The sequence below is a fragment of the Streptomyces sp. NPDC046712 genome (assembly GCF_040645695.1).
Classification (GTDB): Bacteria; Actinomycetota; Actinomycetes; order Streptomycetales; family Streptomycetaceae; genus Streptomyces.
The window spans coordinates 306,163-320,149 of the sequence record NZ_JBEYYW010000004.1 but is presented as its reverse complement, the minus strand read 5'-3'; the positions used below and the strand labels follow the sequence as shown (position 1 = coordinate 320,149).

General features: G+C 73.9%; 10 protein-coding genes. 8 read left to right on the top strand and 2 right to left on the bottom strand.

The window, feature by feature from the left end; genetic code table 11:
* Position 1: 1 nt before the first annotated feature.
* A complete protein-coding gene (locus ABZ939_RS07990) occupies positions 2–865 on the bottom strand; it encodes a DUF4097 family beta strand repeat-containing protein (protein ID WP_361850518.1) in 864 nt (287 codons plus the stop codon).
* Between the two features lie 148 nt (positions 866–1,013).
* On the opposite strand from ABZ939_RS07990, the gene ABZ939_RS07985 reads away from it, so the two are divergent.
* On the top strand, positions 1,014–1,829 hold the full coding sequence (locus ABZ939_RS07985; RefSeq protein ID WP_361850516.1) for a hypothetical protein: 816 nt from the start codon (positions 1,014–1,016) through the stop codon (positions 1,827–1,829).
* Between the two features lie 60 nt (positions 1,830–1,889).
* On the opposite strand, the gene ABZ939_RS07980 is transcribed toward ABZ939_RS07985, so the two are convergent.
* Positions 1,890–2,072, bottom strand: coding sequence for a DUF6104 family protein (locus ABZ939_RS07980; protein ID WP_361850514.1), 183 nt, complete (start codon positions 2,070–2,072; stop codon positions 1,890–1,892).
* Between the two features lie 97 nt (positions 2,073–2,169).
* Here ABZ939_RS07980 and ABZ939_RS07975 point away from each other — a divergent pair, with 97 nt between their 5' ends.
* The 7 genes from ABZ939_RS07975 to fxsT all read left to right on the top strand — a co-directional run bounded on the left by ABZ939_RS07975 (position 2,170) and on the right by fxsT (position 13,910).
* The gene (locus ABZ939_RS07975) at positions 2,170–2,607 is read left to right on the top strand and encodes a CU044_2847 family protein (protein ID WP_361850512.1); all 438 of its coding nucleotides are present in this window, start codon (positions 2,170–2,172) and stop codon (positions 2,605–2,607) included.
* Positions 2,604–4,814, top strand: coding sequence for a trypsin-like peptidase domain-containing protein (locus ABZ939_RS07970; protein WP_361850510.1), 2,211 nt, complete (start codon positions 2,604–2,606; stop codon positions 4,812–4,814). The genes ABZ939_RS07975 and ABZ939_RS07970 overlap by 4 nt, the downstream gene beginning before the upstream one ends.
* A gap of 109 nt (positions 4,815–4,923) precedes the next feature.
* Positions 4,924–5,931, top strand: a complete 1,008-nt coding sequence (locus ABZ939_RS07965; protein WP_361850508.1) for a MoxR family ATPase — start codon at positions 4,924–4,926, stop codon at positions 5,929–5,931.
* Between the two features lie 7 nt (positions 5,932–5,938).
* Positions 5,939–9,118, top strand: coding sequence for an SAV_2336 N-terminal domain-related protein (locus ABZ939_RS07960; RefSeq protein WP_361850506.1), 3,180 nt, complete (start codon positions 5,939–5,941; stop codon positions 9,116–9,118).
* Between the two features lie 154 nt (positions 9,119–9,272).
* Positions 9,273–9,473: a hypothetical protein gene (locus ABZ939_RS07955; RefSeq protein ID WP_361850504.1), complete on the top strand. Its 201-nt coding sequence runs from the start codon at positions 9,273–9,275 to the stop codon at positions 9,471–9,473.
* 78 nt (positions 9,474–9,551) lie between these two features.
* Positions 9,552–10,823: an HEXXH motif-containing putative peptide modification protein gene (locus ABZ939_RS07950; protein ID WP_361850502.1), complete on the top strand. Its 1,272-nt coding sequence runs from the start codon at positions 9,552–9,554 to the stop codon at positions 10,821–10,823.
* Between the two features lie 57 nt (positions 10,824–10,880).
* The gene (gene fxsT, locus ABZ939_RS07945) at positions 10,881–13,910 is read left to right on the top strand and encodes an FxSxx-COOH system tetratricopeptide repeat protein (protein ID WP_361850500.1); all 3,030 of its coding nucleotides are present in this window, start codon (positions 10,881–10,883) and stop codon (positions 13,908–13,910) included.
* The last annotated feature ends 77 nt before the right edge of the window (positions 13,911–13,987 follow it).

Here is a 13,987-nt window from a genome sequence, read left to right as displayed (position 1 = left end):
GTCACAGCACCTTTCCGGTGGAGGCGGCTTCGAAGTCGTCGGACGCGGCCGGGTCCGGGCGGCGGAGCAGGGCGATCGAGCCGGAGACCGTCGTCGCCCTCAGCGTGCCGCGGCCGGCCCCGAGCGTGCCGGTGATGCTCTTGGAGCCCCACTGTCCGTCCACCCGCAGGTCGTCGAAGGCGTTGGAGACGGAGCCGCTCGTCGTGTTCGCCTCGACCCGGGCGTCCGCCGGGTGCGGAAGCCGGATGGCGACCTCTCCGGAGACGCTGGTGAGCCGGATGTCGGCGGGCGGGCCGTCGAGGTCGGCGGCGTCGAGATCGATCACCATGTCCCCGCTGATCGTGTCGGCCTTCACGGAGGCGCCCGCCCCCTCGATGACCGTCACGTCGCCCGTCACGGAGTTGACGCGCAGCGCGCCGGTGACGGACTGGGCCTCCAGGGAGCCGGAGACGGTCTCCGCGCGGACCGGGCCGGAGAGGCCGACCAGCGTGGTGTCACCCGTGACTCCCCGGACGTCCGTACGTCCCTTGATGCCGGAGATCACCGCGCCGGCGCCGACCACGCCGACCTCGACGTCCGTACCGGCGGGGACGGCCACGGAGACCGTCGCCCGGCGACGCTGCCCCTTGCGGTCGAACCACTTGAGGAAGCCCTTCCAGTGCAGGTCCTCATAGGTGACCGTCAGCGTCGAGCCCTCCTGGGTCACGATCAGCGGCGGGCCCTCGATGGAGGAGACCTCCAGCCGGGCGGTCGGCTCGTCGGTGCCCACCACGTTCACCGTGCCGTTGACGACGCGCACCTGGAGGCGCGTCACGGGGTCGGTCAGCGTGAGTTTCGTCGGCTCGGCCACGGACCACTCTGTCATCGTGCTGACCTCCCGCATCGGCGACGCAACATATCGCGTCTCTTCGCATACACGATATATCGCGGTCGTGGGAAGTCAACCCCGTTCCTCGATGGCTCGCGGGACCATTCACCCTCATAGCTGGACAAATTGACCTAGCGTATGGGCCATGAACGCGACATCCGGACCGCGCCCCGTCGGGGCGCTGCTGCTCTGCCGTGCCGAGCCCGCGGCGGTCCGCCCGCCGGCCCAGCTGCTGCGGGAACAGCTGCTCCTCGCCCCGGCCGGAACCGAATGGAGCGTCATCGTCCCGGAGGGAAAGCCCTGGCTCCACGGCGGTGAACCCGTCGACCGCGTCGTCACCGGCTGGGCCACCGCGCTGGCCGTCTCCGCCGCCACCTGGCCCGTCCTCGCGCTCTGGTGGGACGCGGACCGGGCCGGCTTCATCCTCGCCGCCGGCTTCCGCCGCACCGTCGGCTACACCTGGCTCGCCGACGGCACCCCGGCCGGCGAGGACGAGGCCATGCGGACCTTCGCGGCCCGGCTCGCCCTCGACCCCGTCCTGGACGTCCAGGCCCTGGAGCCGCTCACCAAGACCGACAAGGACGCCGACGCGCACGCCCGGCTCATCGGCCTGACCGCGGTCCTGGCCCGCATCGGCCTCGGACTGCCCACCGGGCTCACCCCCGGAGAGAGCGCCGACCGGCTCCGCTCCGTGGCCCTGGCCCAGGGCGCCGAAGAGCTCGAATGGTCCGGCTGGCGCGAAGCCGTACGCGCCGAACTCGACGCGGTGGAGGGCGGCCCCTTCGGCCCGTATCTCCGCGGCCCCAGGGCCCGGCTGCTCGGCGCGGTACAGCTCGGGGCGGGTGTGCCGCTGCTCGCCTGGGGCATCGCCCGCCGCAGTGGCGGCTGGACGGCTGCCGGGGCACTGCTCGTCGCGCACGGCGCCCTGGGACTCGCGTACGACCGCCTGCGCGGTCTGTGACCCGAGGCGGGGGCCGAGATCGGGGGCCGCGAGCGAGGCCCCTACGGCGTCACCCGGGTCCTACTCCTCGTCGTCCTCGTCGTCCAGACGGGCCAGCCAGGTCGCGAGGCGCTCGACCGGCACCTCGAAGTCGGGGTTGAGATCGACGAACGTACGCAGCTGCTCGGCGAGCCACTCGAAGGAGACCTCCTCCTCGCCGCGCCGCTTCTCCAGTTCCTCGATGCCACGGTCAGTGAAGTACATGCGATCAGGATAGGCCGTGGGGCATGACGGCCCCTGTCGCTCGTCGGTGCCAGCGATTAGCCTTCTTCATCATCGTTTCGGGGAGCGGGGGGCCGCTGTGACGCATGGGATCGCTCGTATACGACTGGACGACGGGACACCGGTCTGGGCCCGGATCAGCGAGCCGGCCGAACTCGGCCGGGGCAGCGGCTTCCAGGACACCGGCATCGGCGACCGGGTCGTCTCCATGGCCGGCGGACTCACCGACGTCGTGCGCGGCGTCGTCGGCTCGCTGCGGGCCGGACTCGACCCGCAGGCACCCGTCGAGGTCGCCGTCAGCTTCGGCATCGAACTGTCCGCGCAGGCCGGCAAGGTGATCGGCGTCCTCGCGGACGGCGGCGGCACGGCATCGATCTCGGTCTCCCTGACCTGGACCGAACCCGGCCCGACCCCCGCCCCCGAACCGGACACCGCGGTCACGGCGCCCGTGCCCGCGCCCGCGCCGGCTCCCGATACCGGTCCGCACCACCGGCCGGCGGCCGATGGCGCCGTATGAGCGCCTTCGAATCCCTCGTGCGCCCCGCACTGGTACGCATCGCGGCTCCCGGGGACGGGTATGACCCGCACGGCGACCGGTACTGGGGCACCGGCTTCTTCATCGCCCCCGGCTGGGTGCTGACCTGCGCCCACGTCGTGGCAAAGGGGGGAAGCGCGGTGTGGAGAGGCGAGCGAGCCGTCGGCATCGTCCGGGACGGCGGCGTGACGACCGGCGAGGTCGTCCTTGCCAAGCCGCGCCCGGCCGTGCCCGAACAGGAGCTGGACCGCTACGACTTCCCGGACCTCGCGCTCGTCCATGTCCCCGACGCCCTCGACGTGAGCTGCGTACGGCTCAGCGAGCGCACGCCCGTCATCGCCGAGCCCATCCCGGTCGGTCTGCACGGCTGGTCCCGGGAGACCGGCCGGCTCGGGATCCGCGAAGCCGTCGGCGAGGTCCACGGCATCGACGGCGAGGCCCTCCTGCTGCGCGGGACACAGCCCGTGGAAGGACTCTCCGGCGGACCCGTGGTCGACCTGAACCGCGCGGCCGTCATCGGACTCAACAAGGGACGCGGCGCGACGGAGGGCGCCGCCGTCCCCATCACCTCCCTGCGCCAGCTGTACCGGGCGCGGGGCGGTTCGCTGCTCTCCGAGGTCATCCGGGAGCACGACCGGCACCACCTCGCCCGCTTCCGCTCGCTCTCCGGCGAGCCCGACTGGACCAGGGCGCAGCTCCGGCACCGGCCCCCCACCACCCAGGGACTCGACCCCGGGCGCCGCATCCATCTGTACGGGCGGCTGGCCGAACTGCCCCCGCCCACCGGGCCCGGCGACGTGCTGCACCTCGTCGACGAGGTCAGGGAGCTGACGGTGGGCAGGAACGTCCGCCCCCTCCTCGAAGTCGACCCGCACACCTGGCGCGAGGGCGTCGGACTGCTCCAGGAACTCCATGAGCCGAACCAGGAGACCGCCTCCGACCTCGGTCTGAACGCCGTCTTCGTGTACGCGGCGGCGGTCGCCCGGCACGTCAGGGAGCGGCACGGCGACAGCGCGGCGATCCGGAGCCTGACCGCCTGGGTCACCGACGCCGCCGCGGAGACCCCGCTCGTCATCCGCCAGACGATCGCCGGGCTCCTCAGGGCCGGCCGCCCCACCCGCCCCCGCTCGGCCCGGGAACCGGGATCACGGGCCGACGTCCTGGTCGAGATCGACACCCCGCGCTACGGACGGCGGTTCCCCTGGCGGGTGAAGCTGCTCTTCGACGGGCGCACGATCAGCCCGCTGCACGGGGACGACGAGGGGGTCGAGCGGGAACGGCTCCGCGACACCCTGCGCGAGCCGCTCGCGGACGCGCTGGCCCGGGGCGACCGAGGCGAGCATCTGGCCGCCGTCGAGGCGCTGTTACCGCGCGAGCTGTTCGACGAGCCGCTCGACACCTGGCGGCTCTCGCCCGACGACGAGCTCTTCGACGAACGCTCCCTGCCTCTCGGACAGCGCCGGATCGTCGTCATACGGGACGCCGGCCGGCACGCGCGGCCGCCCGCGCCCGAGTGGTACAAGCGATGGCGGACGGCCGGCCGGGGGCCGCTCAGGGCGGTGCCGCTGCGCGCGGAGGCGCTCGGGCCGGCGCGGGACGTCCACGCGGCACGGATCCGCCGCGAGTCCCCGCGGCAGGCGTGGGTACGTCTCTCCGAGGCCGCGGACGGATCGGTGCCCGTCTACTGCGGCCCCGTCGGCAGCGGTGACGGACTCAAGGCGATGGCCGCCGCGCTCGCCGCCGGACACCCCATCGCCCTGTGGCGGAGCGGTGCCCACGACCACACGGACTGCGCCGAGTTCCACGAGCGCGCCGACCGGCTGCTCGCGGAGGCCGGAACGGCCGGCGGGCTGCACGGACCGGTCATCTCGCTGCGCAAGCGCGTCGCCGCCGACGCGGAAGCGGACCCGGACATGGGCGCGGACGGGAACATGGGCGCGGACCCGGACCCGTACGCCGACGCGGAGGCCGACCTGAGCCCGTACGGCGACAGCGACGACGAGACCGACGCGGTCACCCTCGCCGACGCGGTCCCGTACTCCGCAGCGGAGAGCGAAGACGCCGGTCCGGCCGCACGTTCCGAGCACGCCTGGGCCGCGCATCTCGCCGTCCTGTTCGATCCCCCCGACCGCCCGCCGCACGAAGATCCACTCCAGGGCCCGCCGATGCTCGGCGAGGAGGACTGGTGACCCCGATGGCACCCGGACAATTCGACCGGATTCCCTGTCGGCAGCCCTTGCGGGCGGGCGGTATTTTCGACGGGCCGGGCCACGCCACCACAGCCAGGAGGAGTTCATCGTGAACGATTGGCGGATCTACCGTGGGGCCGGCCACCCGCACGACGAGATACGGCGGTTGCCCGCCCCGCCGCCCTGGCGGGACTTCTCGACCGGCGGCGCGGACGACACCCTGGCGGGCTCCGACCGGCGCCTCGGCGTGCGCCGCCGCCTGGTCCAGAACCACCACCCCCGGCCCGCCGAGACCGACGCCGTCAACGCGGCGCTCTATCTGCGCCGGCCGCTCCTGGTCACCGGCAACCCCGGTACCGGAAAGTCCACCCTCGCCCACGCCGTCGCCCATGAACTGGGCCTGGGCCGGGTGCTGCGCTGGCCGATCGTCTCCCGGTCGACGCTGCAGGACGGGCTCTACCGCTACGACGCCATCGGCCGGCTCCAGGACGTCCAGCTGGAGCGCGCCCAGGCCGGGTCGACGGTGCCCGCCGCGACCCCGGCGGGCATCGGCTCGTACATCCGGCTCGGACCGCTCGGCACCGCGCTGCTCCCCTCCGACCAGCCCCGCGTCCTGCTCATCGACGAGCTCGACAAAAGCGACCTGGACCTGCCGAACGACTTGCTGAACGCCCTGGAGGAGGGCGAGTTCGCCATCCCGGAGCTGGAGCGGCTGGCCGACCGGGAGCCGGTGGTCGAGGTGCTCACGGACGACGGCCGCAAGGTCCCCGTGCAGGGCGGGCGGATCCGCTGCTCCACCTTCCCGTTCATCGTGCTCACCTCCAACGGCGAACGGGACTTCCCCGCCGCCCTGTTGCGCCGCTGCATCCGCCTGGAGCTGGAACCGCCGGGCGAGGAGCAGCTCGGCGCGATGATCGAGGCGCACCTCGGGCCGAATGCCGCGGCCGGCGAGGAGGGCCTGGTCAGCCGCTTCCTGAACCGCGAACCCGGCGAGGTCATCGCCACCGACCAGCTCCTGAACGCGATCTATCTGACCCAGCACGCCCCGCGCACCGAGCGGGTGACCCGGGAACGCATCGCGGACATGCTCATGCAGCCGCTCGATCAACCGAGGTGATGGCCGGATGCACCGGATGCATCTGGAAGAACTCACCCGCAGACTGCGGGCCGGTGGCCAGGACCCCACCGCCGAGGAGGTCGCGGACGCCGTCTGGCTCGCCCAGTGGCTGCCGAGCGCGTCCCCGGAGCCGGCGGAGGGTCCGGAGGCGGACCGGCCGGCGGGCCGGTCTGCCGACTCGGCCCGCCCCGATGCGCCGGAGGAGGGGCGAAATCCGGCCATCGGCGAGAGCGGCGACACCACCGACCCCCGTACGGGTGTGGGGATCGACGGCGAGCGCGACCCCGGGCGCACGGGCGGACGCACCGGCAGCGGCATCGGTCCCGGTGACGAGGGGGCACGGCCGAGCCACGCCTCCGACACCGTCGGCCTCTCGCTGTACGTCCGCCCTCCGACCCACGGCGTCGGCTCACGGACGGAACGGGGCAGGGCCCTGCCCGTCCGCGCGCCAGGCGCCAACGCCCTGCCCGGCCTGCTCGGCCTGCAGAAGGCGCTCCGCCCGCTGCGCCACTACGCCCACTTCCCGCTCCGGCCCGGCGAAGGTCTCCTCGACGAGGAGGCGACGGCCGAACGCAGCGCCGCCGCGGGCATCCTCACCCCCGTCCTGCGCACCGCCGCGGGGCGCCGCCCCGACATCCAGCTCCTGATGGACACCGGCCCCGCCATGGTCGTGTGGACCCGGATGGTCGAGGAACTGCGCCAGGCCTGCCAGCAGTCCGGTGCCTTCCGGGACGTCCAGGTCCACCGGCTGTACGACACCGGCGAGGGCGCGCCGCTCGTCACCACCACCTCGGGTCCCGACGGTCGGCCCCGGCTGCGCCCGGGCGACCAGCTCCACGACCCCACCGGCCGCCGCCTCACCCTGATCGTCAGCGACTGTGTCGGCCCGCTGTGGCAGCGCGGCGCGGCCCAGCGGCTCATCCACCAGTGGCCCCGGCAGTCCCCGCTCGCCCTCGTCCAGCCGCTGCCCCCGAGACTCTGGCCCCGGACCGCGCTCTCCGTCGAACCGGGCCTGTTGCTGCGCCCCTCTTCCCCCGGCGGACACACCGGCTTCCAGCCCGACGAGGAGCCCTGGGAGCCGGTCGCCGCGGAGACCCGCGCGGTGCCCGTGCTCACGCCCACACCCGAGGCGTTCGCCTCCTGGGCGCGGCTCCACGGCGGCCACGGCTCGGGCGCGGTCCGCGGCTGGGCCGCCCTGATCGCCCCCGACGCGCTGCGGACGTCAGGGCCGGCCGCCCCGCCCACGTCCGCCGGCCGGGGCCGCGTCCCGCGCAGCGACGAGGAGCTGCTGAGGGCCTTCACCGCCGGCGCCTCGCCCGGCGCCCTGCGGCTCGCCGTCCATCTCGCCGCCGCGCCGCTGGCCCTACCCGTCATGCAGCTCGTGCAGCGCGCCATGCTGCCCGACACCGGCCCCATGGAGCTCGCCGAGGTCCTGCTCAGCGGGTTGCTGCGACAACTGCCCGGCCCCGCCCCGTACCCCTGCTTCAGCTACCCGCCCGGCGTCCAGCAGCACCTCCTCGGCTCCCTGGACCGCAGCGCCGCCGCGCTGGTGCTCAAGCACTGCTCCGAGTACGTGGAGCGCAATTTCGGCCAGGGCATGCGCAACTTCCCGGCGCTCGCGGCGGCCCGGCTTGCAGGCCACGCCCCCGACGACGACCCGGCGGCGCCCGACGCGGTCGAGGAGACCGACGAGCCCACCGGCCCGGTCGGCACGGAACCCGAGCTCTTCGCCCGCATCCCCGCGCGCGTGCTCCGCTTCTACCACCCCGACCTGATCACCCCCGATCCGCTCGCCGCGGCTCGGGGGCTGTTCGACCAGTGGCGCGACCAGTCCGACCCGTCGCTGCTCGTCCGGGCCCGCCAGCAGGCCGAGGCGGCGCTGCCGGACCACCCCGTCGAGGCCGGGATCCTGCTCGGCCGGGTGCTGTACGCGGAGGCCGGCACCGCCGCCGTCCAGGGCACCGAGCGCCGCCATGTACTGCTGACCCGCGCGCTGGGCGAGCTGGAGCGGGCCGGGGGCCTCGCCGAGCCGGGCGGCGCGGAGTGGGCCGAGGCCCGGCTCGAACAGGCCGTGGCGCACCACGGGTTGTGGCGCCACACCGCCGACCCACGACACCTCGACGACGCCCTCGCCGCGCTCGACGGGGACGTGCCCGACTGGCCCGAGGCCCACCACCACACACTGCATCTGCGCCGCGGACGGCTGCTCCTGGCACGCGGCGACGGCGCCGCGGCGGCCACCGAACTCACCACGGCCCTCTCCCTCAGGGAGAGCGCCCCCGCACTCCTCGACCTGGCCGACGCCCTGCACCTCGCGGGCGCGGACCCGGGCGAGCTCACCCCCGTACTCGACCGCGCGGGGGAGCTCCTCGGCACCGGCTCGGCCCTGCGGCTGCGCTGGACGACGGCGCGCGCCCGGCTCTACGACACCGCGGGCGACGGACCGGCCGCGGACGCCGCCTACGAGGAGGCCACGCTGCTCGCCCCCGCCGACAGCGAGCAGCGCGGACGGATCCTGATGGCCTGGGGCGAGTCCCTGATGCGCCGCGCGGCGGCCACCCCCGAACAGGCCGCCGTCGACCGGGCCGAGAGCGTCCTGCGCGAGGCACTCACCCGCCTCCCGGCCGAGGCGCCCGACCGCGCCCGGGCGCAGATCCTGATCGGCAGCGTGCTGGCCCTGCGCTTCCACCGTGCCGGGTTCCTGCCCGACCTGTTCGAAGGCCGCCACCTCCTGGAGCAGGCCGTCCGCACGACGCGGGACGCCGGGCTGCGCTCCGCCGTGTGGCTGCAACTGGGACGGGTGCGACTGGAGTTGAGCGGGGTGACCCGGGACGGTCTCCTCGGCGACGCGCTCACGGCGTACGAACGGTCCTGGGAGGACGCCACGTCGGCCTACGGCGACACCCCGGGCACGATCACCGGAGCCCGTGCGTTGCACGCACAGGGAGCCGTGCTGTGGCTCATGGGCCGCACCGGCAGGGCGCAGAGCGCGCTGAGTGCCGCGGCCGAGCAGTGGCGGCGGCTGACGGCCGCCCTGGTCGAAGTGGACTGGAGCGACGTCGAACGGACCAGGACGCTCCTGGCGGAGGTGAGCAGGGATCAGGGCCCCGTCCAGGCATCGCTGTCCGGCGAGGACCGCCGCCGGATCGCGCCGCCGTGGTGGGTCTGGAGCGAGACGCCGGACTAGGCGGAGGCCGGAGAGGCGATACGGAGAACGGCTGGATAACGGGGGCGTGAATGGGCGCAGTTGAGTCGAACGGGTTTCTGACTTCCTGGCGTCGGGAAGAACCGCTCCGCCGCTACGACCGTGGGGGACAGACGTCGGTGGGGAGGAGCCGAGGGTGTCGGAGCACAAGGAGTGGGCGACCGGTACCGACCGGGGCGCCGGTCAGGCTCCGTCCTTGCCCGATCTCACCGCCGTCGACCTGCGGACCTTGCGGGTCATGGACCATCCGGAGCTGGCCGCCGCGGTCGAGCACGTACTCGTGCAGTCGCTGGAGCTCGGCGAGTCCTGGGCGTCGAACAGCGACGGCCTGCGCTGATGACCGGCCCCTGACCACCTACCGACCGAATCCGGCCAGATGTGTGGCCCGGCCATCGGTAGGAGCGAGGAACCGGCCGTGAGCGTCGTGCCCCTCTCCCCGGCCGTCCTCACCCAACTGGCGAGCACCCGCCCGGCCGTGACGGGAACGCCGCAGCTCCGCTCCGGGCTGCGCTCCCGGCGACTGCTGCTCCTCAAGGCCCTGCGGATCCGGGTCCAGCGCGGGCACGAGGACCTGGACCCGGGCGCGTACGGGCGCTTCGAGGACGCATGGCGCCTCCTCGAGAGGGCCGAACGAGAGCGGCCCGACGTCGTCCGTGACGTCCTGGACTACCCCACGACCGGCACCTGGCTGGCCGCCGCGCTGGCCGCGCCGTCCGGAGCCCTGCTCGCGGAACACCTGGCCCGCTGGGAGGCCATCGCCGCGACGGCCGCCCTGCGCGCCGGCTGCCCTCTCGACCGGGACGTCGCCGCCCCGCGCGGCGCGCTCTCGCTCACCGGTGTCGGACGGCTCGGGACGGGCGCCGACCGCGCCCGCGTCCGGGTCCGGGGCAGGGCCGCCCGGATCGGGCGGGACGGCGCCCGCGTGCCCGGTGCCGTCCTGGTGACGAAGGGTCCGCACGCCCGCGCGGCGGGTCTCGGGCGCCGCTGGGAAGGGGTGCGCGGACTGCCCGGCGGCATCGCCCTCCTCGACGACCTCGACCCCTACCGCGTACCGCCCGGTGGGGTCGGCAACCCCGTACGGCGCGCGTCCGGGCGGGTCACCGGCGACTTCCCGCTCTGGGTCGCCCGATGGCGGGCGGCGCACGATCTGCTGTCCCGTACGGACCCCGGCCGGGCCGCCGAGACCACCCGTGCCGTCCGGGTCGTCGTCCCCCTGGCAGCGGGCGAAGCGGGCCCCATCGGCGCCACCCTGCGCTCCGCACCGGGGGCCGTGCTGACCACGCTGCCGCACAACGCCCGCGAGCTGGCCGAGACCCTCGTCCACGAGGTGCACCACGGCAAGCTCGCCGCGCTCCACGAACTCGTACCGCTCTACGACCCGGTGCACGGGGCCGTGCACCGGGTCGGCTGGCGGGCCGATCCACGGCCCATCTCGGGGGTGCTCCAGGGCACGTACGCCCATCTCGCCCTCACCGACCTGTGGCGCAGGGCCGCGGGTGGGGGAGGGCTGCCGACACCCTGGCGCACCCGGGCCGGGCAGCAGTTCGAGCGCTTCCACGATCAGGTGGGCGAGGCGCTGGAGATCCTGCTTGAATCCGATGAACTGACAAACTCCGGGCGGGAGTTCGCCCATCGAATGCACAGGCACCATGCGAGCCTCGGCGCGACCCGAGGCGCCCTTGAGTAACACTGTGCCCACGGCACATCACACAGCGTGGCGCGTGAGTGGAGTAGGGAGAAGCATATGGCGGAACAGGGGCGATCGAGCGGCTCCGTGACGGCGGACCGCGGAGGAGCAGGTGGGCCGGAGCATGTCCTGGTCGTCTTCCCGGGCTATCACCGCCCCTGGGCCACCTGGATCGCACAGCGCCTCGCGAGGCACGACGTCCGGTCGACCCTGCAACGCTGGGACCCGCCCCGCGAAGTGCCCCTGGAGGACTCCCTCGACGACCTGCTGCTCGCCAGCGGACCGGTCCTCCTCGTGCTCAACGACTGGTTCTTCGAACTCGGCCCGCGCCCGGCCGGCGAGTGGAACGACGTCCTGCGCGGCTTCGTCGCCGCCCACGCCGACCGCTTCGCCGCCGTCAATCTCACCAACCGCTCGCTGCTCCCCGCCACCGCGGTCCTCGAACCCGTCAGCCTCTGGGGCGTCGGAGAGGAGGAGGCCGAGGCGCGCCTGCTCTCCAGACTCGGCATCGAGCCGCGGCGGCCGGGCAGCCGCCGCACCCCGGCCCTGCCCACCACCCGCTACCCGGACACCCCACCCGACATCTGGGGGGAGGTCCCCCGCCGGAACCGCCGCTTCACCGGCCGCGACGACCTGCTGACCGACCTCCAGCAGCGCCTCATGGACGCCGAACGGGGCAACGCCGCCTGCACCCTGGTCGGCATGTCCGGCATCGGCAAGACCCAGATCGCCGCCGAGTACGCCCACCGCTTCAGCCCCGACTACGACGTCATCTGGTGGGTCAACTCCGACGACCGCAACATCCAGCGCGACCGCCTCGGCGGACTGGCCGCGGCGCTCGACCTGCCCGCCGGCAGCGAACCCGGCGAGCGCATCCGAGCCGTGCGCGAAGCCCTGCGCCGGGGCGAGCCGCACTCCCGCTGGCTGGTGATCTTCGACGGCTGGGACGACATCGAGGGCGTCAACGTGATGCTCCCGCAGGGACCCGGCCACGTCCTGATCACCTCCCGCAACCGCGAATGGGCCGAGCACACCGACGTCCTCGAGGTCCACGGCTTCGACCGGGCCGAGTCCACCGCCTATCTGATGCGCCGCGCCCCGCACATCAGCGGCGCCGAGGCCGACGAGGTCGCGGCCGAGTTCGGCGACGTCCCCCTGCCGCTCGTCCAGGCCGCCGCCTGGCTCGGCGAGTCCCGCATGGAGGTCCCCGAGTATCTGCGCATGGTCCGCGAGGGGCGCCTCACCACCGTCGACGAGCCCTCCACGGGCGACGGCTTCCCGAACGCCTCCCTCACCTCCTGGTCGATACTGATCAACCGGCTCCGGGGCTCCCAGCCGCAGGCGGTCGAGATCCTCAGCCTGTGCGCCTCCTTCGCCCCCGGACGCATCCCCCTCGGCATCGTCCGCTCGTATCCCCAGGCCGAACTGCCCGAGGACCTCCACTGGATGGCCACCGACCTCGCCGCGTGGACCCGGGCCCTGGACACCCTGGTCAAGTACTCCGTACTCACCCGGGACAGCCGCGGCACCCTCAGCACGGAGACGGGACCGCACCAGGAGTCGGTCCACATGCACCGGCTCGTGCACGACATCGTCTCCCGGCTCACCGACGGCCCGCACCGCGAGGCCCACCGCAAGGCCGTCCGCACGCTGCTCGCCGAAGCCGACCCCGGCGACCCCATGGACAGCCGGCACTGGCCCCAGTACGCCGAACTGCTCCCGCACCTGGAACCCTCGGGCGCGCTCACCAGCCACAACCCCCGCACCCAGACCGCCGTCCTCAACTGTCTGCGCTACTGCTTCCGCAGCGGTGAGTTCAAGGCGGGCACCCGGCTCGCCGAGCGGATCCGCGCGAGCTGGAGCGATTTCATGGACCCGCTCGCCCAGCCGATGCTCGACCTCACCACGCAGGAGGGCAACATCCTGCGCGCCAGCGGCCGGTTCCGTGAGGCCCACGACCTCGACCGCGCGCTCCAGGACCGGCTGACCCGGGCCACCCCGCGCAACGAGCTGGGCGAACTGTTCTGCAACAGCGCCATCGCCACCAACCTGCGGCACCTGGGCCAGTACCAGGAAGCGGAGACACTCCAGCGCGAGGTGCTCGAGGTGTCCCAGCGGCTGCTCGGCGAGGGCGAGTTCGTCACCCTCGTCGCGCGTCACAACCTCGGAGTGGCCCTCCGCCTGCTCGGCCGCTACCAGGAGGCGTACGACTACGACGTCGACACCCTCGCCCGGCGCGAGAGCGTCCTGCGCGCCCGCCATGTGAACACCCTCAACTCGGGCAACGCGCTCGCCCACGACCTACGGCTGCTCGGCCGCTACCGCGACGCCCTGGTCCGCCAGGAGGCCAACGTCCGCCTGCATGTGCAGGTCCTGGGAGCCCAGCACCCGCAGACCCTGTCCGCCCGGGCTCAACTGGCCCTGTGCCGACGCCGCGAAGGCAGCTCGCAGCAGGACATCGGCAGCCAGATGGCGAACCTCCTGGAGCAGCTCGAGCAGGTGCACGGCCGCGGGCACTACCTGACGCTCTCCTTCATCAACAACTACGCCAACTTCCTGCGCGAACACGGCGATCTCAGCCATGCGCGCGAGCTGACCCAGGAGGCGGAGGCGGCCTACCGCAGCCTCCTCGGCCCGGCCCATCCGGTCGCCACCGGGATGCTGGCCAACACCGGACTCGTCATGCAGGCCTCCGGCGAGCGCGCCGACGCCATGGCCATGCTGGAGGCCGCCCTGGCCGGGCTCACCGCCTCGCTCGGCGTCGACCACCCCTGGGTGCTGGGCTGCGCGCTCAACGCCGCCGCCGCCCGGAACTTCAACGGGCGGGTCGCCGACGCCACCGAGCTGAGCCGGGAGACGCTCCGCCAGGCGCGCACCGTCCTCGGCACCGACCACCCCCTCACCCTCTCCGCGCAGATCGCCCTCGCGGCCGACCTGCGCGGACTGCGTGAGGTGGAGGAGGCCGGAAAGGTCGAGGAGGACGCCCTCCTCACCCTGACCCGGACTCTCGGCGCGCAGCACCCGCACACCCTCTCCGCACGGCAGCGCAACCGGCCGTACTGGGACTTCGAGGCGTATCTCGGCTGACCCGCGACGGGTCCGGAGAACGCCGGAGGCCCGGCACCCCTCGCGGGGTGCCGGGCCTCCGTGCGTACCGGAACAGC